Raw genomic sequence first — 26961 nt, forward strand, 5'->3', positions numbered from 1 at the left:
CGCACTTCTCGTAGACGCGCTGCGCCCGCGGATTGAACGCGTAGACTTCCAGGCTGATGCGGTGCACGCCCATCACGTCGAAGGCATGCGCGACGACGGCGCGGGTCGCCTCGGTACCGTACCCGCGCCCGAACCTCGAATTGGCGTTGAGGCCGATTCGGAACCCGATGGACCTGTTGTCCGGGTCGTAGTCGTTGAGCACGACCTCGCCGATATGGCTCCCGTCCGACTCGAGGATGATGGCCCAGTCCGCACGTCCGTAGGTGGCCGCAAGCCCCGCCAACCACGATTCGATCTGCGGCCTTGAGAATGTTGCATGTGTCCCGGTGAGCCGCATCGTCTCCGGGTTTTGCAGCGCAGTCCAGGTTCCCTCAAGATGCTCAGGTCCCAGCGGTTCCAGCCGCAACCGGGCAGTGGTCAAGACCGGTGGGGGCGTGAACATCGGCATGGACCCTAGTGTGCCGCCGGCGCAACAGGTGCAGTGCCGCCGTCGTGCCCGGCAGGCGATGAGTGCGCAGGCACAGCCGGTTTCCGCACAAAGAGCGCTGCAACCACAGCGAACAGGAAGATCACCGCGCCACACAGGAACGCCATCCGTATGCCGCCCGCCAGTGCGGGAACCTCACCGGTGCCCTCGCCCATCAGGGCGCTGGTCTGCAGCGTCATCACGGAGACGAAGAGGGCAATGCCCGCTGCTCCGGCCAGCTGCTGGACGGTCCCTACGACGGCGCTGGCGTGCGAGTACAGTTGCGGTCGGACCGAGCCAAGCGCCGAGGTGAACAGCGGAGTGAACATGCCGGCCAGCCCGATGCTGAGGACCACATGGCAGGCCAGCACCAGCGGGATGGGCGTTGAGGCGTCCACCTGGGTCAGAATCCAGAACACCGAGGCCACGAGTACCGCCCCGGGAACAACCAGCACGCGCGGACCGTGCCTGTCGAAGATCCGACCCACAATGGGGCCGAGCAAACCCATCGCGAGGCCGCCGGGCAGCAGCATCAGGCCGGCAGCCGCAGGTTGAAGTCCCAACACGTCCTGCAGGTAGATGGGAAGCAGGATGATCGTGCCGAACAGCGCCATCATGCTGATCGAAAGCACAAGGATCGACACTGTGAAGGTGCGCGAGTGGAACGTCCGCAGGTCGAGCAGAGCGCGGTCGCGGCCCTGCAGCACCAGCTGGCGGGCGATGAAGCAGGCCAGGCCTGCGATTCCGACGGCGAGGGGCGCCCAGCTCGGGATGCTTGAGGAGCCTGCACCTTCACCGAACTGGCTCAGGCCGTAGACGATGCCGCCGAAGGCGAACGCAGACAGGATGACCGAAAGGACATCGATCGGGGTTCTGCGGGGCGTCGTCACGTTCTGGATACGGATTCCGCCCAGCACCAGCGATCCGATCGCAATCGGAAGGACCAGCCAGAACATCCAGCGCCAATCCAACACACTGAGGATGATTCCCGAGATGGTCGGGCCGATGGCCGGTGCCACCGAGATCACTATCGAGATGTTGCCCATGGTCTTGCCGCGTGATGACGGCGGCACCAGGGTCATGACCGTGGTCATGAGCAGCGGCATCATGATCGCCGTTCCGCCGGCCTGGATTACCCGCCCGACAAGCAGCATCTCAAACCCGGGCGCCATCGCCGAGACAAGCGTGCCAAGGCTGAAGAGGGTCATCGCCGCAAGGAACACCGGCCGTGTGTTGAACCGCTGGATGAGGAAGCCGGTGATGGGGATGACAACTGCCATGGTGAGCATGAAAGCCGTCGTGAGCCATTGACCCGCGGAGGCGGTGATCTGGAGATCGTCCATGAGGCGCGGCAGAGCGACGCCCATGATGGTCTCGTTGAGGATGACGACGAAAGCCGACACCAGGAGCAGGGAAATGACCAGCCGGTCCCGGGCGGAGATCGCCTCGCCCGGGCTGTTGGTCTGTAGCGTGCCGTCGTCGGCCTGAGTGAGTTTGTCCGTCTTCTGCGGCACGGGAATCCCCCTGAAAGATACTTAACGGCGCGCAGGAGCGTGCGCAGCCAGAAGTAACAAGCACGGGTGACCGGTGCTTATTCCCGACCAACGACGTCGGGCGTACTGTTGCTTTTGAGCGCCCCCCGATGGAGAGAAGGTAGCCGGTATGTCTATTCCCCCGCCCCATGAGCCGCATCCGGATCCGTCCCAACCGCGGCCTCCCGGCGAGCCCGGGCCGGAACCCCAGCCTTCTCCGTCCCCCTACCCGTATCCCGATCCGGCACCGGACGCACCCGGTATACCGCCGGAGCCAGGACCCGGGCCTTCACCCGATCGGCCGATCCCGGAACCGGGACCATCGATTCCTCCCCTGTCCTGACGCAGGGGGCTCCCGGCCGCGGGGATTTTCGGCCGGGCGGCGCCGCTCGCCCGACCCTGCACGACTCCGTATTGAGTAGTAAGCTTGCTTACTACTATCCGTGGTGCTGCAGGAGCACCGTAAGGCAGTGCGGAGGACGCCGTGAGCGAGACCCAGAAGGTCTACAAGGAACTGAGCGACCTGGAACGGTTCGTGAAGGAGCACGCCCCCATCTACCTCCGGTATTCCCGAGGCTACGAAGCGGACTCCAACTCGCAGAGCATGGATACCGAGAGCGGCCTATCCCTGCCCGGACTGTCAGTGAACCCACTCAGTCCTGAGGATTGGTGGACCAGACCCCTCACGGACTGGATTGCCCGGCAGATCTGCCAGTACAAGCACCTGCACCGGAAGAAGGACCGTCACGCCTGGATCCTGACAGGAGACTGCGTCGGCCGGGGCCCGGATTGTGAACCTCTGCTCATCAACGTGAAACCACTCGGCAAGCTTGACGACGGACTGCTGGAGGAAGCGGAGACGATCTACCAGGAGCGTTTCGACGCCGGGAACGGACCCTGATCGCTCCTGCCTGAGAATTGATCCTGTAGTGGCCGTCAATGGCTGCCTCACTATCGAACGGTACAAGGCGCTGCTTCCCTGCCAGTATGTGCGCTGCAGGCGGGAGCCTACTCCCTGCCAGACAGCGCCGGATGAGTCCTGGACGGCGGTACTCTTGCTCCTGAGCGCCGCCCGCCGACCAGATGGAGCCCTCTCAGCAGTGACTGACCTCGACCAGATCGCCTCCGAGCTTTATGCCCTGCCGTTGGACGAGTTCACCGCGGCCCGAAACAGCAGGGCGAAGGACGTTGACGACAAGTCGCTCGCCAAGGAAGTGCGGGCGCTTCGTAAGCCGACGGCTTCGGCCTGGCTTCTGAATGTGATGAACCTCCACAGTGGGGACCAGTTACGGCAGGCGCTGAGCCTCGGTGCGGCGATGCGGGAGGCGCAGGAGCAACTCGACCGGAGCGAGTTGAAGAAGCTGGGCACCCAGCGGCAGCAGCTTATCTCCGCCCTCGTGAAGGACGGCACTGCTCTCGCCGAAGACCTCGGCCATCCGGTGAGCGCCGCTGCGGCGCTTGAAGTGGAACAGACCTTGCGGGCGGCGATGGCCGACGCCGGGGCTGCAGCCGCCGTTTCCACCGGCCGCCTGGTCCGGCCGCTGGAAGCGACCGGATGGGAGGCCGTGGATCTCACGGGGGCTGTGGCCGGCACCTTCGATGCCGGAAATACTGGCCCCATCGCTGATTCGGATAGCGCAGACGAACCCGAGTCACAGCACGACCCAGCAGCCGAAGCGCGCGCCGAGCTGGAGGACGCCGAGGACCGGTCGGAGGAAGCCGAAGCTCAACTCAAGCGTGCCCAGGAGCGCGTGGACCGGCTCGACCGGGACCGTGAGGCGCTCGTCTCGCAGGTCCGGGAGCTGCGAAAGCGGATTCGTGCGCTGGAACAGGACATCGATGGAATTGACGACGACGCCGACGACGCAGTCCGCGAGCGCACTGAGGCCGAGCGTGCAGCCAGGGAGGCTACCCGCGAGGTCGAGCGCGCGCGGAAGGTTCTCGGGAAGCTCGAGCGGTAACGCAGGAATAACGATCGGCGCGGCCGGAAAAGGCGGATGAGGCTGCCAACACGCATGCCGACGTCGTTCGCTGCCGCCACGCCAAGGCGATCCGCGGCGGATCCTGAGAGAACAACCGTTTGATTAAGCGTCCGCGCCCTGAGTTACAGCGGGGTAAAGCAACGTTGTGGTCTCGCCCGTCCCGCCCTAGCGTCGAAGGTGGCGCTGGCGGCTACGGCCGCCAGACGCCGCCACACACCAATCGCATTGTTGGGTGAATGCACGCCAACAGGGAGCGGAGAAATGGCAGGATTCCGAGCAGGCAAACGCAGCTACAGCGAAGACGTTGGACTCACTGAGGGAGCCAAGCCACACCCCAACATCTGGCTCATCATCGCAGCGGCAGTTGTGTCAACGGTTTCGCTGGCGTTGGGATGGCTGCAGTTGCAGTCGGTGCAGCGCGCCGTTGGCGTACCGCTTCCGGACGTGATGATGGGTGGGTACGACGCCGCCCACATCGAATCGGTCCGAAGCCTTCTGGACGCACCGCTGGTCGAGCGCTATCAGAGCGTGCACTACTTCTGGGACCTTGTGTTCCCGGTCGCGTTTGCCGCGCTGATCATCCTGCTGGTTCACCGCTTCGGCCAGCGGTCTGCCTTTCGCTGGCCGTTCTATGCCGTCGCAGTGACCTATGCGGCCGCCGACATCGCCGAGAACTTCGCCATCGAGGCAGCCTTGGCCTCCATCGAAGTCACCGCGTCCGAAGCAACGTTCGCAAGCACCCTGACGACAGCGAAGTTCGTGCTCTTCGCCGCGGCTGTCCTCGCGTTCGCCCTGTCGTTCATGCTGAATCGGGCCACCAGCCGACGTGACGCCCCCTCTTCACAAAGCGCTTCAGAGCACTAACGAACCGCAACCTCGTGCAGGCGAACGTTCCTCAGCGCGCCGCCCTCGGCCTCAGCCGTGAGGTAGGTGCAGGCTGGCTGCCTGCGGCGGTCGGTGGGTGAACCTGGATTGAGCAGTCGCATTCCGGCGGGAGTTGTGGTGTCCCACGGTATGTGGCTATGGCCGAAGACCAGTACGTCAACGTCGTCGAACGCTGCGTCCATCCGCTTTTCCCGTCCGGCCGCGACACCCGTCTCGTGGATCATCGCGAGCCGCACCCCATCGATGCCGACCCGGGCCACTTCGGGCAGCCGCTCGCGCAGGTCAGGGCCGTCATTATTGCCGTAGACCCCGACCAGACGCTGCGCACGGTCTTCCAGCTCGTTGAGCAGTTCGATCGTGACCCAGTCCCCCGCGTGGAAGACAACGTCAGCTTTGTCCACCTCGTCCCAGACCTGCGGTGGGAGGCGCCGCGCTCGCTTGGGCACGTGCGTGTCGGCGATGATCAGCAATCGGGAGCCCATGGCCCCAGTCTGGCACGTACGCCCCGACCGTTCCCGTGTGGGAAGCTCGAAGAATGACTGTTCTGATTGCGGGCTGCGGGGATCTTGGTACACAGGCCGGACTTGGTTTCGCTGAAGCTGGACATCGGGTTGTCGGATGGCGGCGGTCCGCTGGGAAGTTGCCGCCGAGCATCGAGGGCCAGTCCGTTGACCTGACGGGTGAACTCCCGACCATCCCCAGTGACACCGACGTCGTGGTCATTGCGTTGACCGCCGATGGCCGCTCCGAGGCCGCGTACCGCGCCACCTACTTCGACGGAACCGCCAACCTCCTGGCCGCCCTTGAGCGGGATGGCGTGGCGCCGCGGCGGATCGTCTTTGTCTCCTCGACGGCTGTCTACGGGAACGACGACGGCGCATGGGTTGACGAGACGACCTCACCGTCGCCCTCCACTCCGACGGGCGCAGTTCTGCGGGAGACGGAGCAACTGCTCGCCCAGCGCGCCCCCCAGTCGGTGATGCTGCGGCTTTCCGGCATCTACGGGCCCGGACGCACACGCCTGATCGACCAGGTCCGCAACGGAAGCGAGAGTACCGGCGGCGTCCCACACTGGACCAACCGGATACACCGCGATGATGCGGCTGCCGCCATCGTGCACATTGCAGGGCTTGAGGCGCCTGCCGGTGCCTATCTGGGCACAGACGATGAACCGGCGCTCCTCGCCGAGGTGCAGGCGTTTCTCGCGGCTGAGCTGGGGTTGCCGCTTCCCGCAGGGACCGCCCGCGAGGCCGAATCAGGTGCCACAGGAAAGCGCTGCAGCAACGGACTCCTCAGGGCCAGCGGGTTCGAGTTCGCCTACCCCACCTACCGCGACGGGTACCGGGCGGTTCTGCAGGGAATCGGCATCCGGCACCCCTGATACTCCCGCCGGCCCCTCTCGACCCGACCGAAAATAAATACTAAGCAACCTTTCTATTTGCCCGATGTGTCTCTACTCTTGGAAACGAGCAACCCGGCGGGAACCCCATCCCGGCGATCCGGCAGCTTCGTGAAGCCAAGCAGATGGAGGTTCCATGGAAGAAACACTCAGAAGCGGTCTCGCGACAGTGATCGACTTCGTGCCCAAGCTGTTGCTGTTCCTCGTCATCCTGATTATCGGGCTATTCGTAGCCAAAGCAATTTCCAAGGCACTGGACAAGCTCCTCGAACGCGTCGGTTTTGATCGCGCCGTCGAGCGCGGCGGCGTAAAGAAGGCTCTCGCCAAGTCCTCCCTCGATGCCAGCGACATCATTGCCAAGATCGTCTACTACACGCTGGTTCTCTTTGTCCTCCAGTTCGCCTTCGGAGTGTTCGGCCCCAACCCGGTCAGCGATCTGCTCGAAGGAATCATTGCTTTCCTCCCCAGGATCATCGTTGCCATCATCATCGTGATCATCAGCGCCGCCGTCGCGGCGGGGGTAAAGAGCCTGATTGAGGGAACGTTGGGCGGCCTGTCCTATGGGAAGGTCCTCGCCAACATCGCAAGCATCTTCATTCTTGGAATCGGCATCATTGCGGCACTGAATCAGGTGGAGATTGCCACGACGGTAACCACCCCGATCCTCATCGCCGTCCTGGCAGCGATCGTCGGCGTCATTGTGGTCGGTGTCGGTGGCGGACTCATCAAGCCCATGTCCCAGCGTTGGGAGCACTACCTCAACAAGGCGGAGGAAGAAGCCCCCCGGATAAAGGCGGAAGCTCAGGCTTCGCCGTCGGCCAAGGAGCAGCTCAAGAGCGCCGCGCAGGACGCGAACGCGCGCAGCGCGGCCACGGATACCTCGGGCAGCACCAAGGTGCACCGACCGGAGGACCCCACGGCTCCGCGTTTCCGCTGATCCCTCCCACCCGAAGACCTTCCTCACACATCAATCAGTAGAGAGAGATAAGGACAAGAAAATGAACATTGACAAGCAGCAGATCCTCGACCTTCTCAGGAACCAAGGCGACCAGGACAAGGCCCAGCAGGCTGAACAGGAACTTCCCGACCAGGTGGATACTGAGCGCGACTCGGGCCTGTTGGAGAAGTTCGGCCTGAACCCGCAGGAACTTCTCGGCAAGCTCGGCGGCGGCGGTGGATTGGGCGGTCTGCTCGGCTGATTTCCCTGCACTGAAGATGGAGGGCGCGCACTGCGTGCCCTCCATCTTGCTGTCCGCACATGAGAGTGTCGTGAGAACCTGCCCCGTTACCTTGAGCGGGCCCGCCGGGTGCGCTTTCATGAAAGGACGACGACGACGGACAATGAGGAGGTGCCTGACATGCAGCTTCCTCCTCCGCCCGGCCGAATGCCCGCTACGGCTTCTGAACCGCCTACCGTCGCGAGGCGCAGTGACGGCGATCCTTCCGGTGATGTGCTGGATGGGCGGTACACCGTCGGCAGCGTGCTGGGCAGCGGCGGCATGGCCGAGGTTCGGCGCGGGCACGACCAGGTCCTGGACAGGGACGTCGCCATCAAACTCTTCCGCGGTCAGGCCGAGGCCCGTCTCTCCGAGCGGGAGCGCGCCGAAGCGCAGCTGCTGGCCGGCCTTGATCACCCAGGCTTGGTGAAGGTGCACGACGTCGGCCAGTCACCTACCGCGGGTTGGGTAGTGATGGACCTCGTGGACGGTCCGGATCTGCACCGGCTGCTGCGCAACGGACCCCTGGGACCGGAACAGACCTGGGCTATCGGACACGATGTCGCGCGGACGCTCGCCTACGTTCACGCAAAGGGCATCACCCACCGCGACGTCAAGCCGTCCAACATCCTGACCCGCGACGCCGAGCCCTCCTCCGGCCGTTTCGGATACGTGCTGACCGACTTCGGAATCGCACGCCGGATGGACAGTGACCGGCTCACGGCTACGGGCGAGACGATCGGCACCGCAGCCTACTTCAGCCCGGAGCAGGCCCGGGGCGAGGCGGTCGGCTCGGCCACCGACATCTACGCACTTGGCCTGGTGCTGCTGGAATGCCTGACGGGTGAACCTGCCTTTGAGGGCCGCGGCCTCGAGACAGCGCTCGCGCGCCTCCACCGCGCTCCCGAAATCCCTGCTTCAATCAACCCTGCGTGGCGCGAGCTCATCTCCAACATGACTGCCGGCACGGCCGCCGAGCGTCCGGGTGCTGCCGAGGTCGCGGGGGTACTGGCCTCCCAGCGCAGCGCCTTCACGACCGACGGGCACGAGGTTCCGGATGCCGGTCCGGCGACCATGGTCCTGTCGAACGGGCCGCAGGAGCCGGGGTCGACCCGGCGCTCGTTCGTCCTGGGCCTCAATGACGACGACGCAGCCAGGAGCACACCCGCCGGCACCGGCGGCGATCCCGTAACTCCGAGTGGAACCCGCTCCGCGCCCCCTCGGAAACCGACGAAGCGCGCTGCACCGGCGAAGCCTTCCACGGCCCCCGGCGACCGGAGAGGGACGCAGGGGATGCGACGCTGGTGGGCGGCGGCCGCCGTCGTCGTTCTGCTGGCCCTCGCGGCAGTGGGTGTGGTGCTTTCGGGCCTCCTCACGCCGGAGCCGGGTCCCGAACCGTTACCGTCGGTCCCCGGGGTGCCGGGGGAAAGACTGTCCGAACTCTACGAAAGCGTGCAGCCATGAGGTCGAAGCGGTGGGTCCTCTCGATGATTTTCATTCTGCCGGCGCTCGGAGCCTGCGGAGGCGCAGAGGCCATGGATCCCGCGGCGGCGCAGTCGCTGCAGCAGCAGGTGCGGGAACTGGCCGTGACCACCCAGCAGGGGAATTACGAGCTGGCGCTTGATCAGGCAGAGGCGCTGAGAACCGAGGTCCAGCAAGCCCAGGATTCGGGAGCCGTCACTCCCGGCCGCGCAGGTCGGATTCAGGACAACATCACTGCCTTCATCGAGTCCATCAAGCCGGCCGAGACACCGACGCCGGCTGCGCCGTCTACCACCGACCCCGCCACCACCGAGCCTGCTCCCGCTCCCCCTACCTTCACCCCACCCGCAAAGGGCGACAGGGAAGACAGCAGGGATCCCGGCGAAACCCAGTCTGACCGTGAGAGGGAGGCCGCCGAGGAAGCTGCCAAGGAGGAGCAGAAGCGGATCGAAGAAGCCCAGAAGCAGGCCGAGGAGGAAGCGAAGGAGCGCCAGAAGCAGGCTGAGGAGGAAGCGAAGGAGCGGCAAAAGCAGGAAGAGGAGAATCGCGAGGAGGACTGACCGGGCACCGGCAGGTCGCCTGGGGCTACTCTGTGGCATATCGACGGCTCTCACGCATATCGACGGCGCGGCTCATCGGCTGCGGAAAGAGGCAGGCATGCGCAGTATTACCGGTAACTGCTACCAGCTGCAGCGTTCCAGAGGGGCCAACGGCTACCTGATCCGCACGCCCGGGCACACCGCCGTCGTCGACCCGGGCATGGCCAGCGGGTACGACGCCCTCCTGAGGGAGCTGCGCGATGCCGCGCCGGTTGTCGGACAGGTGACCGACATCCTGCTTACGCACTACGACGCCGACCACGCGCAGGTCGCGCAACGGCTTCAACGTGAGCTGAACGCGGTCGTGTGGCTTGGCGCAGCGGATGTGAGGATTCTGCGGCGTATCACCCCGCCGGCCACCCTGCTTCGCCGCGTGCTCTTCCGGCTCGCGCCGGTCGCGGTGCCGCAGCGCCTGTCAGAGCTCGACGGCGAACGTGAGCTTTTCGAGGGTCTCACCGCCTTTCCCCTCCCCGGACACACACCCGGGCAGATGGCGTACCGGTTCGGCGATGTCTTCTTCACCGGTGACTCGGTGCGCGTTGCGCGGGACGGCACGATCAAGCGCTTTTATCGGGCGCTCAACAGCGACAACCCGCAGGCAGCCCGGACTACGGCCACGCTGGAACTCCGCATCCACACCGACGGGATTGCGTGGCTCTGTCCCGGCCACAATCCGCCTGCCCAGGTTTCCGCACAATCCTGAATTAAACGCCCCTCGTCCGGTTCGAAAGAGCTCTCACAGGACTACGCTCATCTCACACCAATCCGTGGAGCCGGGGCGGGACCGGTCGGGCAGAAGGGCAACTCTCATGGCAGAGCAGAGGATTTCCGAAGGTGCAGAGGATGCTTCGCTGCTGAGGGTCCTGGGAAACTGGGACGCATTGGCACTCGGTTTCGGAGCGATGATCGGGTTCGGCTGGGTGGTGCTCACGGGTGGCTGGATCGGGTCGGCTGGAACCATGGGTGCGGTGTTGGCCATGATTGCCGGCGGGGTGATCATGGGCGTCGTCGGGCTCACGTATGCAGAACTGACCGCTGCCATGCCGAAGGCCGGTGGTGAACACAACTTCCTCCTACGCGGTATGGGTCCCCGCTGGTCATTCATCGGCTCCTGGGCGATCACGGGCGGGTATGTCACGATCGTCGCGTTCGAGGCGGTCGCCCTACCCCGAACCGCGCTCTATCTGTTTCCGGATCTGAACCAGATACCGCTGTGGGAGGTCGCGGGAAGCCAGGTGCACCTCACCTGGGCTCTCGTCGGAGCCATCGCCGCCGTGGTGATCACCTTCATCAATATCCGCGGCGTGAAGCTCGCCGGTGTAGCCCAGACCTTCGTAGTGCTCTTCCTCCTGCTCATTGGAGTGATCCTGGTGGTGGGATCCTTCGTCGGAGGATCCGTGGAAAACACCCAGCCGTTCTTCACGGGTGGGTCCGCCGGGTTCTTCGCGGTCCTGGTGGTGGTCCCGTTCCTCTTCGTTGGGTTTGACGTGATCCCGCAGTCAGCCGAAGAAGTGAACATCCCCGCCCGCCAGATCGGCCGGCTGGTCGTGATCGCGGTGGTTCTCGCGACCATCTGGTACGTCATGACCATCCTGACGACGTCGTCGGCCATGCCTGCTGACGAGATTGCGCAGGCGGACATCGCCACCGCTGATGCCATGGGCGCCCTCTTCGGAAGTGACCTGATGGCCAAGGTGCTCATCGCTGGTGGAATCGCCGGCATCCTCACCTCCTGGAATTCGCTGTTGCTCGGCGCCTCGCGGCTGATGTTCTCGATGGCACGCTCGGGAATGCTTCCCGCATGGTTCGGCAAGCTGCATCCCACCTACCGGACTCCCGCCAACGCACTGATGTTCATCGGTGCCCTGTCTTTTCTGGCACCCTTCTTCGGAGAGGCAATGCTGGTGTGGTTGGTGGACTCGGGAGCCCCCAGCATCGTCATCGCTTACATCCTGGTGTCCGTTGTCTTTGTCATCCTGCGTCGGCGCGAACCGACAATGGACCGGCCTCTTCGCGTTGGTGGAGCAGGTAACGGCGGTTTGGTCATCGGTATCGCGGCCGTGGTTCTCTGTATTGCACTGCTGAGCCTGTACCTGCCCTTCATGCCTGCAGCCCTTACTCCCCCGCCGTGGATTCTGTTCGGCCTCTGGTGGGTGCTCGGCATGTTCTTCCTGTTCCGGATTCCGAGGGGGATCACTCCCGGGGAGGACGCGGAGCACCGGTTGCTGGAGGCATTGAACAACCGCTAGCAGCCCAGCGGTTACGCTCTTTTCATGCGTACTCTTCGCCGCCTTCACTTGTTCGCGCTCACCCGATCGCTTCTCGCGCGGGCAGCCATGGCGTTCGGAGCCGTGCAGGCACTGGTGATCGCCGCCATCGTGCTGGTCGATGCGGTACAGAAGAAGCGGCGAAGCAAGCGTCCCGGCTTTCCGCATCCGGGCATCTTCGAATCAGAGGTCGCCGGGTCGGAGACGACTGTCTTCACCTACGGCCATGACCTCTATGAAGACATGCTCGCCTCCATCCGAGAAGCCAAGCACACCGTCATGTTGGAGACGTACATCTGGAAGGGTGACGCAATCGGCCGGCAGTTCAAGGACGCCCTCAATGAGGCGGCTGCCCGCGGCGTGAAGGTGTACGTCATCTATGACGGCTTCGCGAACCTTGTGGTGCGTCCGACGTTCTACCGTTTCCACCCCAATGTCTCGGTGTTCCGGTTCCCGTTGGTCCGTCCGTCGATTGTCTTCACGAACATCCGCGGTACTGGTTTTGATCACCGCAAGATCATGGTGGTGGACGATTCCATCGGATATGTCGGCGGCTACAACATCGGCTCCCTCTACGCGTCCAAGTGGCGCGACACCCACCTGAAACTGGTTGGAAAGTCCGTCTGGGAGTTGCGGCAGGCGTTCGTCGCGTTCTGGAACGCTGCTCCCACCCAGCGTCACCGCCCGTTGGAGGAGACCAGTGCGGAGTTCTGGGAACCGCGGCTCCGGGCTGTCAACAACATTCCGGCCAACCTCGTTTTCCCGATCCGCGGCGTCTACCTGGACGCGATCAACCGGGCGCACAGCCACATCTACATCACCACGGCCTATTTCATCCCGGACCGGCAGATTCTCGAGGCCCTGTTGCGGGCCAGCAAGCGCGGCGTGGATGTGCGGGTCATCCTGCCTGAGGACTCAAACCACGTGGTGTCGGACTGGCTGTCCCGCGGGTTCTATTCGACGCTGCTTCGCAACGGCGTAAAGATCCTGCTGTATCAGAACGCCATGATCCATGCGAAGACCGCAACGGTCGACGGAGAATGGTCAACCGTGGGAACAGCCAACATCGACCGCCTCAGCCTGACCGGTAACTACGAGATCAATATTGAGCTGTTCGATGAGAAGCTTGCCACCACGATGGAACACATCTTCGAGATCGACAGCAGCAACTGCCGTGAACTGCCCCTTGAGGAGTGGGAGAGCCGGCACATCGTGGCCCGCGTGAGTGAAGCGATCCTCGCGCCGCTGCGTCCGTTCCTGTAACCGCGGTCTTCTCATCGGCCTGCGGCGTAGCCCTGCGCTCCCCGCGGGTTGGCTGCGGCCATGAGAACGCCGGTCGAGGGGTCGCGGACCACGGAGGACAGACGTCCCAGCGCCCAGTCCCCCGCACGCGTGATGACGTGGCCGCGCTGTTCGAGGTCGGTGATCACATCCTCGCCGAGCCTGTCCTCGACAACGGCGCCGCCGGGCTCCCAGGTGCGTGGGAAGAAGGAGCCGGGTATCGACGTCGTATGCAGCGACGGAGCGTCAATGGCCTGCTGCGGTGAATAGCCGCCCACGATGGTGCGGAGGATGTAGAGCAGCTGCCACTGGTCCTGCTGGTCGCCGCCGGGCGAACCGAGCGCAACAACCGGTTTGCCGTCCTTGAGGATGAGGGTCGGTGTCAGCGTGGTGCGGGGACGCTTGCCCGGTTCCAGTGACGACGGTGCCCCCTCCTCGAGCCAGGTCATCTGCAGCCTGGATCCGAGGCAGAAACCCAGCTCCGGGATGGTGGGCGATGACTGCAGCCATCCGCCCGATGGGGTGGCGGACACCATGTTGCCCCACTGGTCGACGACGTCGATGTGGCAGGTGTCGCCGCGGGTCTCACCGTCGCGGGACACCGTGGGCTCCCCCACTCCCGCGAATCCGCCGGCGCCGGCGAGGGCAGGCGGGGTGTACTCGGTGCGCAGCGGCGGAGTGAACGGTGTGTTGCCCGGTACGGTGCCGGGACGGAACTCCGTCGATGCCCGATCGGTGATCAACGCCCGGCGCTGGGCCGAGTACTCCTCCGACAGGAGGTGCTCCATCGGTACAGAGGCGTCGCCGTAGTACGCTTCACGGTCCGCGATCGCAAGCTTTTGGGCCTCAAGGATGGTGTGTGCGCCGAGTGCCGTCGACGGGTCCAGCCGGTCGTCGTCGAATCCGTCCAGGATCGCGAGCGTCTGCAGCAGGGCAGGGCCCTGACCCCAGGGACCGGTCTTGGCAATGGTGTAGCCGCGGAACTTGAGCGTGGTGGCTTCCTCGTAGCCGGCTTCGAAGGAGGCGAAGTCCTCGAGACTGATGACGCCCGCGTGGTCCTGTCCGGAGGAGTGCCGGTGGGGAGTCTGAACGAATTCGACCGCGGCCCGGGCAACGAACCCTTCGCGCCATTCCCTGCGGGCAGCATCGATGCGGTCCTCGCGGGACTGCGCCGCGTCACCGGCGGTTCCCGCCGCCACCAGCCGGTCCAGCACTGCTGCGTAGGCCTCGTTCTTGACGATGTCACCCTCTGCAGGGATCGAGCCGTCCGGCATCCACAGGGCGGCCGACGTCGGCCAGTGCTCGGTGAAGAGGTCCTTGACCGCATTGATGGTGGCGCCCACGCGACCCACGATGGGGTGCCCGTTCCGTGCGTACCCGATGGCGAAGGCCAGCACATCGCCCAGTTCCCACGTTCCGTGGTCGCGCAGCAGCAGGAGCCAGGCGTCCACGGCGGCGGGAACCGCGGCGGCGAGTGCACCTGCGCCCGGTACGAGCTCAAGACCTTCGGACAGGTAGTGCTCCCGGGTCGCGGCGGCCGGTGCGGGTCCCTGCCCCATCAGCACCACGGGCTCGGAAGGGTTCTCGGCGGTTGCGAAGACGCCGGTCATGTCACCGCCGGGACCGTTGAGGTGCGGTTCGACAACGTGGAGCACGAAGGCGCCCGCAACGGCGGCGTCGAACGCGTTGCCGCCGCGTTCCAGGACGGCCTGGGCTGACGCCGTTGCCAGCCAGTGGGTCGATGCCGTCATGCCGAAGCTGCCCTGCAGGGTGGGTCGCGTGGTGAAGGAGTCGGGGGCAGTGAAAGCGGTCAACGTCATCCGTTCGTGGGGCGATTGAGTATAAGGGAGGCCTAGGCGTCGAAGTGCGTGCTGGGACTCTTCTGGTTCACGGATTCCACCACGGCGGCCGCGACGTCGTGAAGTTTGACGTTCCGGGCGCTCGAGGCTGCCTTGAGGATGTTGATGGCCTCGTCCTGGCTGCAGCGGTTCTGTCCCATGACGATCCCCACGGCAAGGTCGATGGTTGTGCGGGTTTCCATCGCTGCAGTGAGGTTCGCGCGGTGGTCCATGAGACCCGCGATTTTGACGGCGAGCCGAAGGGAGTTTGACGCATTGGCCGCAAAACCCTCGGCTGCTTCAATCACCTCGGGCGTAAAAACCATCGGTTTCTCGCAGTACAGGTTGAGTCCGGCGTCGGCGTTGTCTGTCAGGAGGATCGGTACGCCGAGGGTGGACCGGATGCCAAACTGTTCGATCGCCTGCTTGTAGTCACCGAAGCGGTCTTCCATCTCATAATCCTGGATAACTACGGTGTAGTGCTCGCGGGCCGCGCGCAGGCAGGGGCCGTCGTCGAACGCGTACTGGACTTCGTCCATGTTCTGCGCCTGCTCGCTGCTGCTGGCTACGGTTGCGGCACGTTTGGGACGCAGCAGGGTGACCGCGGAGTAGACGGGGCTACCGGTCACGTCGCTGAGCTCACGGGAGGCAATTTCGACCATTCCGTTCAGGAAAACGTCGATCTCTTCGCTGTTGAGAATCAGGTCCTGCAATTCGCTGCGAACTGAATGCTCGCCGATATCACTGCTCATACTCAAACCGCCCCTGTACTTGTGCTGCCTTTGCCCAACCACCTCACGAAGATTACGATCAATCCTCCTCTGACAGGATGAGCGGGTTGTGGCGCTACGTCCACCCCCGTAGCCTGAAGGTGATAAACAGTCTACTTACTATTGGAGGTCAGCTGTGGACATCGGCGACATCAAGTGGAACGACCAGGCGCGCGAGAAAATTCTTTCGGATGCGGACAAGGCGCTGCAGGAAGCGGTGAAGGAGGCGGCGGCCTCGCACTCCGGGAGCGACCGGGACAAGGTGTACAAATTCCTGTTCGAGAAGCTTCAGCCGCAGTTCATCGACTTCGAGCCGGGACCGGATCTCAGCAAGTACGCTGATGCTGTGGCCAACGGCGAACTGTCCGCGGAGTAGCACGTGGTCTCTGGGGCAACGGTATCCAATAATTCGGATGCTGCACGGTACGAGGTGAATCTTGACGGTGCACCTGCCGGCTTCGCCGCGTACCGTCTCCGCGACAACCGCGTAATCTTCACCCATACCGAAGTGGATTCGGCGTTTGAAGGCCATGGCCTCGGCAGCGCCCTCGCTCGAGGCGCCCTCGATGATGTCCGGGAACGCGGACTTCGGGCAGTGCCGCTGTGTCCGTTCATCGCCGCCTATATCGAGCGGCACCCTGAGTATCAGGATCTTGTAGCCGGTTAGGCGCGGCCGGCCCGTGGTGCCGGCCGCTCAACAGCTATCTGGCGTCAATTATCCGGAACGACGACGGCGCCACCAGGGTGAGCGCTTGGCCTCTTCCTGCGGGGCGGCTTCCTCCGCGGCCCTGGCTGTCCGCTCCGCTCGGCGTTGGCGCCAGCGTTCGAGCTCCAACTCGACGTCCCGGGTCTTTGTCACTACGGGCGGGCCACCGAGGAGTTGCCGGCGTGCGTCGATAACCTGCCGGTTGAAGTCCTCGAGGATCTCGCGGGCCCGGCTTTCCATGTATTGCTTATCCAGTGTGTCGTCGAGTTCGGCATCTTCCTTTTTGAGCCGGAATGGAGCCGGCGCCAGCCCGGAGAGCTTCTCCCGTTCGATCAAGCCTTTGACCCACCAGTCCGGGTCGTGGGACTCGCCGAGGTTGGGGATGGGCTTGCCGGCGTACTTCAGATTGTCGAAGTCGCCGCGCGCGGTGGCCTGGCGAATCTCGAAGTCGGCCTTGGCAGCGAAGTCCGTGATCGGTGATTCGTCATCTTCGTCGTCGTCCACCTGCTCAATGGCCTCAGCGGCACTGCTTCCGGAACGACGGGCGGCACGGACCTCGGACAGGCGCTCAAGGCGCCGTGCACGCTCGCTTCTGTAGTTCACTGCTGACCCCGCTTTCACCGCGCATTCCTGCGTATCCCTTAAGTATTCCGAGAGTTCAAAGGGCGGGGCAAGGGCGCCGTGGTCAGTCCCGGAAACGGCGCAGGCGGTGAGTCAACTTGCCGCGCCTGTTGCGATCGTGGCCGAGCGCCTGGGTTTTCTCGATGTGTTCCTCGCCAAACCGCACGAGTAGAAGGTCGTCCGCCGCACGGACATGGCCTGGCGCGAACTTGTACTGGATCTTGCTGGCGACAGCGTCCCAGTCGGCAGAAGCAATGAAATTCGACGCCTGTGCAACTGTCGTGATTCCGTGGATAGCCATGAGTTCGCGCAACCATTCGTACTGTTCGACGCGGCTGCGGGGGTTGTTCGGGAGTGCCTGTTCCAGGATGCGCTCAAGGGCCTCTCCCGTGAGCTCGATCGGCAGCAATTCTTTCGACTCCGCGGGGTTGGCCTTCTCGGCCGCGACGACGTTGCTGATGGTGCTGAACTGGTTGTCGGCCAGTTCGATCAGCCCGGAGGCAAGTGTGAAGGCTCGATTGACTTCCGGGGGCACGGGTCCTGCGCTCTTGTAGCGGATGTCGTGTTCAAACTCGGCCCAGGCGTGCTGAAGGATGGTTCGGAACTGGACCTCGAACCGTTCACCGATGTGGTTGCGACAGCCATTCGGAGCGGCCTGCTCGGTGATCCTGAGAACCAGGTGCTGCCCCGAGTATCCGAACTCGCCTTTTTCACGCTGCTCAGCGGTTTTGTCGACGTGAGTGATTACCTCGAACGAGTTGCTGAGTGCTCTGATGGCCCGCTCGACGTCGAGCTGGAGGAAGGTGATCACCCGTACGCCGATGACGTCGTCAATGGCGTCCAGCCCGGCCGGGTACTTGGGCGTGCCGTCAGAATTGAGACGGCGAAGTTTCTGCTCGAGCGACTGGTGGTCCTTCACGCGGTACTCGATGGCGTGGTAGTTGAGGCCGTCGTCGTCCAGCCGGGCTGCGATCGCGTCCTGAATGGCGTTTGCAGCGGCCCGCTTCTGGTGCTGGGCAGCGGCGTATTCATCGAGCCACTGATCGACGAGCTGATCATGGCCGGGATTCGGAACCATGGGCGCCGTGCCTCCCCCCAGGTGTCGGTAATGCTCCAACACTAGCCGCGCGATGTGTCGTCCGGGTGTCTATGTCGTCTCCGAACTTTGGCTAGCGGGCGACGCCGGCACGTGGTCACCGCCCCGGTTGCACTACTCGCAGCCCACGCCGTCGCCGTCTCCATCAAGATGGGGTCCGTAACCGGGCTGACCGATTAACACCGGTGCGGCACCGGCGGCGCGCGCAGCCGTGCAGTTCGGGTACGGACCAGCATCGGGTGCCGGCACAGGAGCCGGTGCAGGTGCAGGGGCGGGAGCCGGCGCAGGAGCCGGTACAGGCGCAGGGTCTGGCGCGGGTGCAGGTGCTGGCTCGGGAGCTGGAGCCTCGTCCACCGTCGGCTGAGGTTCCGGGATTGATTCCGGTGCCAGCTGGTTTGTGGGAGCCAGGAAACCTGGGCAGCCGGACAGTACGTGAGACATGGCGTCGTGTTCGGCCTGAGTGACCCACAGCTTGTAGGTGGCTTTCACGGAGACTTGCCGGGCAACGTACTCACACCGGAAGGACCGGTTGGGCGGCAGCCAGGTGGCGGCATCGCCGGCACCCTTCTGCTGGTTGGTGGGACCGTCAGTCGACTGCAGGTTCAAAGGGTCGTTGGCGAAGGCGACGCGCTGTTCGAATGAGAGCTGCTGCGCTCCCTTCTGCCAGGCGTCAGCCAGAGCAACGATGTGGTCGATCTGAACGTCACTGCTGGTGTCCTCGCCCCGGAGGAAGGCGATGGTGGTGTTGGTGTACGGGTCATCGAGGGTGCCGGAGCGCACTTTGCAGGGCACCGAATTGGTGTGGACGATGTCCCGGAGGTCGCGGTTCAGCATGTCGTTGCGGGTGTCGCAGCCATTGCGGTCGACGTCGAGCCAGGCCTGACCGAACTGGTCGCGGTCGTAACCGGTTTTCGGTGCGCGGCCCTTGATCGGAAGCGTTTCCAGCAGCGCAAGTGCTTCGGTGCCGTACGCCGGCTGGTCGCTCGGGGACATCGGCTCCCCGGACGCGACCGTGACGTCACCGCCATCCGGAGGTGCCACGTCGGGCTCCGCTGAGGTGGTCGGAGACGGCGAAACACGAGGTGTTGCGGTTGCCTCGGGCGAAGGCGCTGGGGAGGCGCCTTCGTTCTGCTCGGCCGCGGCTGTCGGTACGGTCTCTTCGCTGGTGGGCTGGAGCGATCCACCGACGATCAGTGCGACGACGCTCGCTCCCGCGACGATGGCGCCCGCTTTGCGGCCAGCCAGGCGTGCCCAGGAAGAACGTCCGGTGAGGACTGTGTACAGGCCGGTGAACAGAGCCAACATGCCTGCCATGACCAGGGCACCGCTGACGCCGTTCGAAATCAGCCCGACGACGATAAGAAACAGCCCGAATCCCACCATGACCAGCGTTGACTTGGAAGCTTTACCCCGGGTCAGTGCTGATTGGGGATTCTGGGCAGGCGGAAGCGACGAAGGTTTCAAGCGGGTCCCCACAAGTACGAGTAATGGTTGAACCATCTTATCCGGGGCTGAGAGCACGAGTGCTTGAGAAAGTACAGTCTTTGGACAAACCTGTGGATATTCTTGACGGCTAATAAGCCGGCTGATTACCCTCGCCCCACCCCAGGTCCCTACCGTTCCTGTCGGCGGTGCCGTAACCGGCGTGGAGGTGACACAGCAGGACAACACGGCAGCTCTTGCTCTCGGGGGCGGGTTCGTCCTGGCCATGGTGGCCGGCGGCCGCCTATGTGGTCCGTCGTCGTTCGGTGTAGTGGCCGGATACTTGGCCATGTGAATGCAAGCGACGGCGGTCCTGGCGTCTTCGCCTGGATCAAGCAGCTTACTCCCGGGGACACCGTCGAGATCACGCGTGAGGACGGCACGGTGGCGGTCTTCGCCGTCGAACGCGGTGAACAGTACTCGAAGCACGCCTTCCCCACGCAAGCGGTCTACGGCAATACGGAGGGTCCGGAACTCCGGCTCATCACCTGTGACGGCTACGATCCAGCCACCGGCACCTTCAACGATAACTACGTGGTTTACGCGAAGATCGTCGCGTAGACCGGATTCCTCCTTCTTCACCCGCACTTTGCGAGAACGACGGCGGCAGGTCACCTAAGCCGCCTAGCGTCACGTGGGGCGCGACACCCAAACGGTCAAGCGCCTGCTGCCGCTATCGGCAGCATCGAATCGCTACCGAGGAGAAATCCATGTTCAAGAAACTACTGTCCGTTTGCACTGCCGCCGTGCTGGCCGGCGGGATCGGGGCTGCTCCCGCCGCAGCGGCGCCCGAAGACACCGACGTGCGAGTGATGTCCTTCAACATCCATCACGGCGCCGATCCCGCAGACAATCTGGACCTGGAACGCATCGCCGGGGTGATCGAGGACTCCGGTGCCGAGATCATCGGACTCCAGGAAGTGGACAACCACTGGTCCTCGCGAAGCGACTTCCAGGATCAGGCAGCCATCCTGGCCGAGCGTCTGGACATGCACTATGTGTACGGCGCGAACCTCGACCGCGCGCCCGCCGACGGACAAACCGAACGCCGCCAGTACGGGACGGCCATCCTGAGCGAATATCCCATCCTCAGCTCCGAGAACCACCTGCTGACCAGCATCCCGTACCCCGAGCGGCCCACCGAGCAACGCGGACTGCTGGAAGCCGTCGTCAACGTGAAGGGGAACCACATCAGCTTCTACAACACCCACCTCGACCATCAGCGCAGCGAGCAGCGCCAGTCGCAGGTCAAGGAAATCCTGGCCATCGCCGGAGAATCGCAGCGGCCCGCCGTGCTGGTCGGTGACCTGAATGCCGTACCGGGCGCACCGGAAATGAACGACATCCTGACGCAGTTCACCGATGTCTTCGCAGCGCTGGGGCAGGATGAGGACTTCACCTACCCCGTTGAGAACCCAAACCGCCGTATCGACTACATCCTGACCAAGGGCGACATCGAGGCTCGCTTCGCCGAGGTCATCGACACGAACTCATCAGATCACCTGCCGGTCCTTGCTGACCTCGAGATCAGCAAGACACCCAACGGCCTGAACCGCTAGGTACCCGCCGAGGCGCCAGCGACAGCCCGGTCAGGAATACCCGGCGAAGTTTCCTGTTGTATGGGCCATGGGAACTATAGGAGATACAGGCGTTCAGACCATCGGTTTCATCGGCAGCGGTCACATCGGTTCGCAGCTCGCGCGGCTTGCAATCCGGAACGGCTACGACGTCGTTCTGAGCAATTCGCGCGGGCCCGAAACCCTCGTTGACCTGGTCGAGGAGTTGGGCGATCGCGCCCGGGCGGCAAGCCCGGCCGAGGCCGCGGAGGCGGGTGACGTCGTCGTCGTGAGTGTTCCGCTCAAGGCAATCGATGCGGTGCCGGCCGCTCCCCTCAACGGCAAGACCGTCATCGATACCAACAACTACTATCCGGAGCGGGACGGGCAGATTCCGGAATTGGATGACGAAACGACCACGACGAGCGAGCTGCTGCAGGATCGGCTGCCGGGAGCGCAGGTTGTGAAAGCGTTCAACAACATCTATGCGGCCCACCTCACGAGCAAGTCGGCGCCGCAGGGAACCCCCGGCCGCCGGGCGCTCCCCATCGCAGGGAACGACGACGGTGCGAAGCGAGCGGTCAGCGCACTCATTGATCAGTTCGGGTTCGACGTTGTGGATGCCGGTCCACTGGCAGAGGGGTGGCGCTTCCAGCGGGACACACCTGTTTACGGTCCGGAGTACGACGCCGAGAAGGTGCGCGAAGGGTTAGCGCAGGCAAAGCGCTACGCAGAGATGCAGTAGTGAGGGGCGCCGTTATAGGTCGTCGCTGTCAGAGGTCGTCGCGAAAGTCCCTGAGGTAGGTGTTGATGCGGCGAGCGCGTTGCACCTCGGCGGAATCGAAGTGAGCGAACAGCATCGATTCCCCGCGCTCAGCCTGCGCCAGGACATTGCCATGCGGGCCTGAAATACAACTGAGCCCAGTGAAATCCGGGCCCGCATGGTTTGCGTATGCAATGAAGATCCCGTTCTCCATCGCCCGGCACGGCACCATGAGCGTGGAGATTCGATCGGCGTTGTACGTCCGGTTCGCCGGCAGCCCGTCAACGTCTCCCGTTGTCGGTACCGCGGTGGGAATCAACAGTGCCTCGGCTCCCCGTCGGGCGGAGCCGCGAACGAATTCGGGAAACTCCACGTCGTAGCAGATGCCAAGCGCAATGCGCAGGCCGGCATAGTCGACCACCTCCGGCGCAGCTGAGCCGGGCACAAAAACCGACCGTTCCTCCTCGCCGAACAGATAGGACTTTCGATACCGAGTTCTTTCGGTGCCCTCAGCGTCGAAGAAAGAGGCACTGATGAAGCGCTCGTCGAGATCCCGATCAACAGCGGAGGCGACCAGTGCAAGGTTGGCGTTGCGCGCTATTTCCGCCAGCTCGACGCGGATGGCCTCGCCGTCCGTATCGAACACCTGGGCGGGTGCATAGCCGGTCGAGAACAGCTCCGGCGTGACCAGAATGTCCGCTCCTTCGGCACGCGCGCTGAATGCTGCTGCTGCCAACCGCTGAAGGTTTCCCGGAAGGTCTCCCGCCACGCCAACGGCCTGCCACGCTGCGATCTTCACCCCTTCAGGGTAGCTGGCACCAGTGTCCTAGTCCGTGCAGTCTCTTGCCCCTCAGTCCGAGCGCTACGCAGACATGGCATAACCGGCGCCCGGGCCGGCACTGGTGAGGAAGACCGCGTCGGAGATCACTGCTCCAAGGCTTCCGGTGCGGGCGTAGACGGTCCGCTGACGGTGGCAACCCGTCCCTCGCAGAAGGGTTTGGCGGAGGAGTGACTCAACCACGAGTTCCTCCTCCTGCTCTTCCAGCACTGGCCGGACGTACTCGAACAGACTGCGGGCGACCTGCCGCGCGTCACGGAGGACGTTCAGTTGCGGGTCCAGCAAGTCGCCGCTGAGGCCGAAGCGGCTTGCCCGCCAGGCTGCCAGGCGCAGTTGCGCAGCGGGCATGGGAATTGGCGCTATCCCACGTGCCCATTCCCTCGCTGCTGTTTCCACCAGCGCCCGGGTGAGTGCGGCCTGCAGTACAGCGTCATCCGGCTGGAGGCAGACATCCGCGACCCGCACCTCCACTGTGGGATGCCGGACGCTGAGCCGGGCGTCGAAGTAGATCTGGCCCTCATCGATCGGTACGCCGGTTGCGAGCAGGTCCTCGACGAGGTCATGGTATGCCGCCGCCGATCCGAAGGTCTCGTACACCCCTGCAGTGGGCCAGCGGCTCCAGGCCTGGCTCCGATAGCTCGCGTAGCCTGAGTCCTCGCTGTTCCAGAAGGGCGAGTTGGTGCTGAGGGCGGACAGCACCGGGAGCCAGACCCGAATGCGGTCGAGGACGCCCACCCCTTCGTCATCGGATTTCACTCCGACGTGGACGTGGCATCCGCATGTCAGCTGATCACGGAGGGTGGTGCCGAACCGCTCCTGCATCTGCAGGTAGCGTGGATCGCCAGTGAGCGATGTGCTGGTGGTGGTCGGGGAGGTTGCCAGAGCGGCGATCCGGACGCCCGCCCGCGATGCGGCTTCGTTGGCGAACGTGCGGCAGCGCAGAATATCCGCACTGAGCTCTGCAAGTGATGTCTGCGGGGCGGTACCCGTCTCTATCTGTTCCTGCTTGCATTCCCGCGTGACCACGCCACCGCGGGCGGCGAGGAAAACGGCGTCGGCTGCTGGTTCAGGGGACAGTGACCGGGGATCGATCAGGAGGAATTCTTCCTCGACTCCGAAAGTCCGCATAGGGACCACCAATCTAGACCCGTTGTGATGAGAAGAACGTGGCTCTCTGCTGAACTAGTGTCAGGATAAGGAGTCGGCAGCATGCTGATCAATAGTCGGTGGTGGGACTCTCTTGAGGCGGACAGCTCTTCAGGCGAGGGTCCTCAGGCTGACACAGGGCGCGCGGTGCGCATCGTCGTCGAACCGGCGACGATCAGGAGCACCAGCAGCCCTGCCGACCAGGCAAGCCCCGAATACCCGACCATCGCCAGCACCAGTCCGGCGGCTGCTCCTCCGACGGCGCCGGCCAGGTTCATGGCGAGGTCGGTTCGGCCCTGAATCCGTGCGCGGGCCGCGCCGGTCACCAGGTCGGCCACGAGCGCTGAACCGGAGACCGTGGACGCGCTCCAGCCCAGGCCAAGGACGATCAGTCCTACTGTGACCATCACAGGGTTGTCTTCTCCCAGCGCGACGACAACCAGCGAGATCGCGAACAACCCCTGCCCAAGCAGGATGGTGCCCACCCGGCCGGCTTTATCACTCAGCCACCCGAATAGAGGGGACAACGCGTACATACCGGCGATGTGCAGGCTGATGGTCAGTCCGACAATCGTCAGTGTGACGCCGTGGTTCACCAGATGCACCGGTGTCATGGACATGACCGACACCATCACCGCATGGCTGATCGCGATCGCTCCGATAGCGAAGATGAGCGCTCCCCTGCCGCGAACCACCCCCGGGATGTCGTCCTTGGGATCCCGCGGCACGGACCTGCTGATGAGATAGGGATCCGGGCGCAACGCCACCAGGTAGACCGCAGCTGCCGCGACCTGTGCGCAGACGGCGATGAGGAAGGGACCGGTCAGGTTCGGCATGCCGAGGGTTTCGGCGATCACCTCGCCGGGGCCGATCAGGTTTGGGCCGAGCACGGCTCCGACGGTGGTGAACCAGACAACGAGGGACAGGTCACGGCCTCGATGCTCCGAACTCGCTATATCGGTGGCGGCGAAGCGGGACTGGAGGTTGACGGCAACGCCGACACCGAGCAGCGCAAAGGCCAGGAGCAGCAGCGGGAAGGATTCAAGCGCGGCTGCGGCGATGACCGTGAGGGACCCGGTTGCCGCGATGAAGGCCCCGGTCGACAGCGCCGCCCTGCGCCCCAGCCGCTGGGCAAGGCGTGCCAATGGGATGGCACTTGCTGCGGCGCCGAGGGTACTGAGCGTGGCGGCAGCTCCGGACAGCGCTTCAGAGCCGGAAATCTCGGCCGCCATGACAGCGCCGATTGAGAGCACCGACCCCATGCCGATGCCGCCAAGGATTTGTGCGGCAATGAGGACCCGCACAGTGCGGCGTTGAATGGCAGGGAGGTTCGCCGTCGTCGTACTGTCGCCGACGGGAGTCCTACTTAAGGAGGGCATGAATTCAGGGTATTCGCGTGACGCACAAGGGTATAGAGCGAGGGGACGATCTGCCCACGGGAAGCTCCTGCTGTATATGGTAAGCAGTATGACTATCTCAGATTCGGACGGGCCGGACAGCAATCACCAGCGGCCTCCATCGGCCTCGGACAAGACAGTGGAAGCGCTCGGGAAACTCTCGGAGGCGCTTGAAGTAGTGGAGCACGCGCGGGGGCTCCTGTATGGATTCCACCGGTTGACGGGAACGGCGGATCTCGCCTTGGGTGAGGCGGTTGAGCTGCTTCGGGAGGCGGGACATGATGCGCTCGCCGACGAGGTGGATCTTGACGTGTTGGGCAGGAACGTCATCGAGGGCCGCTGGACGTTCCAGATCGTCGAGGACTATGACGATCATTACTACGCCGCGTTCAAGGCGCTCGAAAAGCGTGCCAGAGACGAGCTCGTCGACGGCAAGCGCCACCTGTTTGAGGCAGAAATGAAGGAAGACCGCCGAACGCACGGTCGTAAGCATCACGAGGCGCTGCCTCCAGAAGCCAGCAAGTAAGTTCACTAGCAAAGGAGCACACTATGTCTGATGAGACTTTGGGAAGCCCGACGCCGGAGCCCCAGGGCGGTTTCGCGCGTGACCCTGAGGACTGGGTCACCGGTGACGAGCCGATGACCGACGCGCAACGCAGTTACCTGGACACCCTCGCGCGGGAGGCCGGCGAAGAAATTCCAGCGGACATCACCAAGGCGCAGGCATCGGAGCACATCGACCGGCTGCAGAAGTCGAGCGGCCGGGTGTCCGGTGGATCGGATGAGGCGCAGACCGGCGGCTAGGTCTGCAGGACAGCGAAGGAGGGCCAGTTCACACCGTGAACTGGCCCTCCTTCGCTTAGTCCAACCCCTGCTAGCCGACCGGCGGGATACGGCGTTCCCGGATCAACTGTGCGTACCACTGCGAGCTGTCCTTGGGCGTCCGCTCGAGGGTGTCGTAGTCGACGTGCACAATGCCGAAGCGCTTGGAGTAGCCGTAGCCCCACTCGAAGTTGTCCATCAGCGACCAGACCTGGTAGCCGCGCAGGTCCACTCCGCGGTCCATCGCGCGGTGCGCGGCGGTGAAGTGGCGCCGCAGGTAGTCGATGCGGTCCACGTCCTGAACCCGTCGGGCGCCGTCAGCGTTGACTTCCACAGTGTCCTGGAAAGCGGCACCATTCTCGGTGACCATCAGGGGCAGCTCGGGCCAGCCTTCGTGCAGTGACACCAGGAGGTCCTCGAGTCCGGACGGGTCGATGTTCCAACCCATCTCCGTGTAGGGACCGGGCTGCTGGAGAAACTCGACCATGTCCGCACCCGGCCACGCGGTACCGACTGACGGCTTGTGACCGTCGGCGTTTTCCTTGTCGCCCTCGCCGTCCCACAAACGCACACGGGTGGTCGAGTAGTAGTTGACCCCCAGCAGGTCGAGGGGCTGATGGATCAGCTCGAGGTCGCCGTCCTGAATGAAAGACCAATCGGTGATCGCCGCGGTGTCTTCGAGGACATCCTCGGGGTAGGTGCCGTTCAACAGCGGGTCCAGGAAAAGCCGGTTGGCGAGGCCGTCGACGCGGCGTACGGCCTCGGGGCCGGTCTCGCCATCGGGGCGGAACACATGCAGGTTGAGGGTGACGGCGA

At 64.2% G+C, this 26961-nt stretch carries 31 protein-coding genes; 19 read left to right on the forward strand and 12 right to left on the reverse strand.

The window, feature by feature from the left end:
• Both RIF85_RS06525 and RIF85_RS06530 read right to left on the reverse strand, forming a co-directional pair.
• Positions 1-442, reverse strand: a 442-nt coding sequence (locus tag RIF85_RS06525) for a GNAT family N-acetyltransferase (protein WP_309071107.1), incomplete at its 3' end; no start/stop codon positions are given.
• An 11-nt stretch (positions 443-453) separates the two neighbouring features.
• Positions 454-1980: an MDR family MFS transporter gene (locus RIF85_RS06530; RefSeq protein WP_375164831.1), complete on the reverse strand. Its 1527-nt coding sequence runs from the start codon at positions 1978-1980 to the stop codon at positions 454-456.
• Between the two features lie 502 nt (positions 1981-2482).
• Between RIF85_RS06530 and RIF85_RS06535 the strand changes: the two genes are divergently transcribed.
• From RIF85_RS06535 to RIF85_RS06545, 3 genes are all read left to right on the forward strand, one after another.
• Complete coding sequence (locus RIF85_RS06535) at positions 2483-2899, forward strand: DUF6098 family protein (protein WP_309071108.1); 417 nt, start codon at positions 2483-2485, stop codon at positions 2897-2899.
• Positions 2900-3098: 199 nt separating this feature from the next.
• Positions 3099-3959, forward strand: a complete 861-nt coding sequence (locus tag RIF85_RS06540) for a transposase (protein WP_309071109.1) — start codon at positions 3099-3101, stop codon at positions 3957-3959.
• A 282-nt stretch (positions 3960-4241) separates the two neighbouring features.
• Positions 4242-4844 (forward strand): hypothetical protein, encoded by a 603-nt coding sequence (locus RIF85_RS06545; protein WP_309071110.1) that lies wholly within the window; start codon positions 4242-4244, stop codon positions 4842-4844.
• On the opposite strand, the gene RIF85_RS06550 is transcribed toward RIF85_RS06545, so the two are convergent.
• Complete coding sequence (locus RIF85_RS06550) at positions 4841-5347, reverse strand: metallophosphoesterase (RefSeq protein ID WP_309071111.1); 507 nt, start codon at positions 5345-5347, stop codon at positions 4841-4843. The genes RIF85_RS06545 and RIF85_RS06550 overlap by 4 nt on opposite strands.
• A gap of 53 nt (positions 5348-5400) precedes the next feature.
• Between RIF85_RS06550 and RIF85_RS06555 the strand changes: the two genes are divergently transcribed.
• From RIF85_RS06555 to RIF85_RS06590, 8 genes are all read left to right on the forward strand, one after another.
• On the forward strand, positions 5401-6246 hold the full coding sequence (locus tag RIF85_RS06555) for an NAD-dependent epimerase/dehydratase family protein (protein ID WP_309071112.1): 846 nt from the start codon (positions 5401-5403) through the stop codon (positions 6244-6246).
• Between the two features lie 154 nt (positions 6247-6400).
• Positions 6401-7201 carry a hypothetical protein gene (locus RIF85_RS06560; RefSeq protein WP_309071113.1) on the forward strand — a complete coding sequence of 267 codons (801 nt, stop codon included), beginning with the start codon at positions 6401-6403 and terminating at the stop codon, positions 7199-7201.
• 61 nt (positions 7202-7262) lie between these two features.
• The gene (locus RIF85_RS06565; RefSeq protein WP_309071114.1) at positions 7263-7463 is read left to right on the forward strand and encodes a hypothetical protein; all 201 of its coding nucleotides are present in this window, start codon (positions 7263-7265) and stop codon (positions 7461-7463) included.
• A 159-nt stretch (positions 7464-7622) separates the two neighbouring features.
• Positions 7623-8945, forward strand: coding sequence for a serine/threonine-protein kinase (locus RIF85_RS06570; RefSeq protein ID WP_309071115.1), 1323 nt, complete (start codon positions 7623-7625; stop codon positions 8943-8945).
• Positions 8942-9523: a hypothetical protein gene (locus tag RIF85_RS06575; RefSeq protein WP_309071116.1), complete on the forward strand. Its 582-nt coding sequence runs from the start codon at positions 8942-8944 to the stop codon at positions 9521-9523. The genes RIF85_RS06570 and RIF85_RS06575 overlap by 4 nt, the downstream gene beginning before the upstream one ends.
• A 97-nt stretch (positions 9524-9620) precedes the next feature.
• Entirely contained in the window at positions 9621-10265 is a 645-nt protein-coding gene (locus tag RIF85_RS06580; RefSeq protein WP_309071117.1) for an MBL fold metallo-hydrolase, read from the forward strand.
• Between the two features lie 106 nt (positions 10266-10371).
• Complete coding sequence (locus RIF85_RS06585) at positions 10372-11811, forward strand: APC family permease (RefSeq protein ID WP_309071118.1); 1440 nt, start codon at positions 10372-10374, stop codon at positions 11809-11811.
• Positions 11812-11835: 24 nt separating this feature from the next.
• Complete coding sequence (locus tag RIF85_RS06590) at positions 11836-13092, forward strand: phospholipase D-like domain-containing protein (RefSeq protein ID WP_309071119.1); 1257 nt, start codon at positions 11836-11838, stop codon at positions 13090-13092.
• An 11-nt stretch (positions 13093-13103) separates the two neighbouring features.
• Here RIF85_RS06590 and RIF85_RS06595 read toward each other — a convergent pair whose 3' ends face one another.
• Both RIF85_RS06595 and RIF85_RS06600 read right to left on the reverse strand, forming a co-directional pair.
• Positions 13104-14930, reverse strand: a complete 1827-nt coding sequence (locus tag RIF85_RS06595; RefSeq protein WP_375164448.1) for a gamma-glutamyltransferase family protein — start codon at positions 14928-14930, stop codon at positions 13104-13106.
• A gap of 32 nt (positions 14931-14962) precedes the next feature.
• Positions 14963-15700, reverse strand: coding sequence for a GAF and ANTAR domain-containing protein (locus tag RIF85_RS06600; protein WP_309071120.1), 738 nt, complete (start codon positions 15698-15700; stop codon positions 14963-14965).
• Positions 15701-15854: 154 nt separating this feature from the next.
• On the opposite strand from RIF85_RS06600, the gene RIF85_RS06605 reads away from it, so the two are divergent.
• Together RIF85_RS06605 and RIF85_RS06610 are read left to right on the forward strand one after the other, a co-directional pair.
• On the forward strand, positions 15855-16094 hold the full coding sequence (locus tag RIF85_RS06605; protein WP_309071121.1) for a hypothetical protein: 240 nt from the start codon (positions 15855-15857) through the stop codon (positions 16092-16094).
• A 3-nt stretch (positions 16095-16097) separates the two neighbouring features.
• Positions 16098-16385: a GNAT family N-acetyltransferase gene (locus tag RIF85_RS06610; protein ID WP_309071122.1), complete on the forward strand. Its 288-nt coding sequence runs from the start codon at positions 16098-16100 to the stop codon at positions 16383-16385.
• Between the two features lie 48 nt (positions 16386-16433).
• On the opposite strand, the gene RIF85_RS06615 is transcribed toward RIF85_RS06610, so the two are convergent.
• The 3 genes from RIF85_RS06615 to RIF85_RS06625 form a co-directional block, all read right to left on the reverse strand.
• On the reverse strand, positions 16434-17045 hold the full coding sequence (locus tag RIF85_RS06615; protein ID WP_309071123.1) for a DUF1992 domain-containing protein: 612 nt from the start codon (positions 17043-17045) through the stop codon (positions 16434-16436).
• A 64-nt stretch (positions 17046-17109) separates the two neighbouring features.
• On the reverse strand, positions 17110-18123 hold the full coding sequence (locus tag RIF85_RS06620) for a hypothetical protein (protein WP_309071124.1): 1014 nt from the start codon (positions 18121-18123) through the stop codon (positions 17110-17112).
• A 132-nt stretch (positions 18124-18255) separates the two neighbouring features.
• The gene (locus RIF85_RS06625) at positions 18256-19605 is read right to left on the reverse strand and encodes a DUF1524 domain-containing protein (RefSeq protein WP_309071125.1); all 1350 of its coding nucleotides are present in this window, start codon (positions 19603-19605) and stop codon (positions 18256-18258) included.
• Positions 19606-19792: 187 nt separating this feature from the next.
• Here RIF85_RS06625 and RIF85_RS06630 point away from each other — a divergent pair, with 187 nt between their 5' ends.
• The 4 genes from RIF85_RS06630 to RIF85_RS06645 all read left to right on the forward strand — a co-directional run bounded on the left by RIF85_RS06630 (position 19793) and on the right by RIF85_RS06645 (position 21924).
• Complete coding sequence (locus RIF85_RS06630; protein ID WP_309071126.1) at positions 19793-19918, forward strand: hypothetical protein; 126 nt, start codon at positions 19793-19795, stop codon at positions 19916-19918.
• Positions 19915-20184 carry a sortase domain-bontaining protein gene (locus RIF85_RS06635; protein WP_309071127.1) on the forward strand — a complete coding sequence of 90 codons (270 nt, stop codon included), beginning with the start codon at positions 19915-19917 and terminating at the stop codon, positions 20182-20184. Before RIF85_RS06630 ends, RIF85_RS06635 begins: the two co-directional genes overlap by 4 nt.
• A 149-nt stretch (positions 20185-20333) precedes the next feature.
• Positions 20334-21182 carry an endonuclease/exonuclease/phosphatase family protein gene (locus RIF85_RS06640; RefSeq protein WP_309071128.1) on the forward strand — a complete coding sequence of 283 codons (849 nt, stop codon included), beginning with the start codon at positions 20334-20336 and terminating at the stop codon, positions 21180-21182.
• 67 nt (positions 21183-21249) lie between these two features.
• Positions 21250-21924, forward strand: a complete 675-nt coding sequence (locus RIF85_RS06645) for an NADPH-dependent F420 reductase (protein WP_309071129.1) — start codon at positions 21250-21252, stop codon at positions 21922-21924.
• 28 nt (positions 21925-21952) lie between these two features.
• Here the strand turns inward: RIF85_RS06645 and RIF85_RS06650 are convergent, their stop codons facing one another.
• From RIF85_RS06650 to RIF85_RS06660, 3 genes are all read right to left on the reverse strand, one after another.
• A complete protein-coding gene (locus RIF85_RS06650; protein ID WP_309071130.1) occupies positions 21953-22741 on the reverse strand; it encodes a nitrilase-related carbon-nitrogen hydrolase in 789 nt (262 codons plus the stop codon).
• Between the two features lie 63 nt (positions 22742-22804).
• Positions 22805-23908: a glutamate--cysteine ligase gene (locus RIF85_RS06655; protein WP_309071131.1), complete on the reverse strand. Its 1104-nt coding sequence runs from the start codon at positions 23906-23908 to the stop codon at positions 22805-22807.
• Positions 23909-24051: 143 nt separating this feature from the next.
• Positions 24052-25305, reverse strand: coding sequence for an MFS transporter (locus tag RIF85_RS06660; protein ID WP_309071132.1), 1254 nt, complete (start codon positions 25303-25305; stop codon positions 24052-24054).
• Positions 25306-25393: 88 nt separating this feature from the next.
• Between RIF85_RS06660 and RIF85_RS06665 the strand changes: the two genes are divergently transcribed.
• Both RIF85_RS06665 and RIF85_RS06670 read left to right on the forward strand, forming a co-directional pair.
• Positions 25394-25849, forward strand: a complete 456-nt coding sequence (locus RIF85_RS06665; RefSeq protein ID WP_309071133.1) for a hypothetical protein — start codon at positions 25394-25396, stop codon at positions 25847-25849.
• Between the two features lie 23 nt (positions 25850-25872).
• Positions 25873-26127, forward strand: a complete 255-nt coding sequence (locus tag RIF85_RS06670; RefSeq protein WP_309071134.1) for a DUF3072 domain-containing protein — start codon at positions 25873-25875, stop codon at positions 26125-26127.
• 70 nt (positions 26128-26197) lie between these two features.
• Here the strand turns inward: RIF85_RS06670 and RIF85_RS06675 are convergent.
• Positions 26198-26961, reverse strand: a 764-nt coding sequence (locus RIF85_RS06675; RefSeq protein WP_309071135.1) for a family 1 glycosylhydrolase, incomplete at its 5' end; no start/stop codon positions are given.

Origin of the sequence: Arthrobacter sp. (assembly GCF_031179385.1) — a bacterium.
Taxonomy (GTDB): Bacteria; Actinomycetota; Actinomycetes; order Actinomycetales; family Micrococcaceae; genus Arthrobacter_D.

Excerpts from the sequence above, each read along its gene's own strand:
- RIF85_RS06545 (WP_309071110.1), top strand. The coding sequence starts at position 4,242 with ATGGCAGGATTCCGAGCAGGCAAACGCAGCTACAGCGAAGACGTTGGA.
- RIF85_RS06550 (WP_309071111.1), bottom strand. The coding sequence starts at position 5,347 with ATGGGCTCCCGATTGCTGATCATCGCCGACACGCACGTGCCCAAGCGA.
- RIF85_RS06555 (WP_309071112.1), top strand. The coding sequence starts at position 5,401 with ATGACTGTTCTGATTGCGGGCTGCGGGGATCTTGGTACACAGGCCGGA.
- RIF85_RS06560 (WP_309071113.1), top strand. The coding sequence starts at position 6,401 with ATGGAAGAAACACTCAGAAGCGGTCTCGCGACAGTGATCGACTTCGTG.
- RIF85_RS06565 (WP_309071114.1), top strand. The coding sequence starts at position 7,263 with ATGAACATTGACAAGCAGCAGATCCTCGACCTTCTCAGGAACCAAGGC.
- RIF85_RS06570 (WP_309071115.1), top strand. The coding sequence starts at position 7,623 with ATGCAGCTTCCTCCTCCGCCCGGCCGAATGCCCGCTACGGCTTCTGAA.
- RIF85_RS06575 (WP_309071116.1), top strand. The coding sequence starts at position 8,942 with ATGAGGTCGAAGCGGTGGGTCCTCTCGATGATTTTCATTCTGCCGGCG.
- RIF85_RS06580 (WP_309071117.1), top strand. The coding sequence starts at position 9,621 with ATGCGCAGTATTACCGGTAACTGCTACCAGCTGCAGCGTTCCAGAGGG.
- RIF85_RS06585 (WP_309071118.1), top strand. The coding sequence starts at position 10,372 with ATGGCAGAGCAGAGGATTTCCGAAGGTGCAGAGGATGCTTCGCTGCTG.
- RIF85_RS06590 (WP_309071119.1), top strand. The coding sequence starts at position 11,836 with ATGCGTACTCTTCGCCGCCTTCACTTGTTCGCGCTCACCCGATCGCTT.
- RIF85_RS06595 (WP_375164448.1), bottom strand. The coding sequence starts at position 14,930 with ATGACGTTGACCGCTTTCACTGCCCCCGACTCCTTCACCACGCGACCC.
- RIF85_RS06600 (WP_309071120.1), bottom strand. The coding sequence starts at position 15,700 with ATGAGCAGTGATATCGGCGAGCATTCAGTTCGCAGCGAATTGCAGGAC.
- RIF85_RS06620 (WP_309071124.1), bottom strand. The coding sequence starts at position 18,123 with ATGGTTCCGAATCCCGGCCATGATCAGCTCGTCGATCAGTGGCTCGAT.
- RIF85_RS06640 (WP_309071128.1), top strand. The coding sequence starts at position 20,334 with ATGTTCAAGAAACTACTGTCCGTTTGCACTGCCGCCGTGCTGGCCGGC.
- RIF85_RS06645 (WP_309071129.1), top strand. The coding sequence starts at position 21,250 with ATGGGAACTATAGGAGATACAGGCGTTCAGACCATCGGTTTCATCGGC.
- RIF85_RS06655 (WP_309071131.1), bottom strand. The coding sequence starts at position 23,908 with ATGCGGACTTTCGGAGTCGAGGAAGAATTCCTCCTGATCGATCCCCGG.
- RIF85_RS06660 (WP_309071132.1), bottom strand. The coding sequence starts at position 25,305 with ATGCCCTCCTTAAGTAGGACTCCCGTCGGCGACAGTACGACGACGGCG.
- RIF85_RS06665 (WP_309071133.1), top strand. The coding sequence starts at position 25,394 with ATGACTATCTCAGATTCGGACGGGCCGGACAGCAATCACCAGCGGCCT.
- RIF85_RS06670 (WP_309071134.1), top strand. The coding sequence starts at position 25,873 with ATGTCTGATGAGACTTTGGGAAGCCCGACGCCGGAGCCCCAGGGCGGT.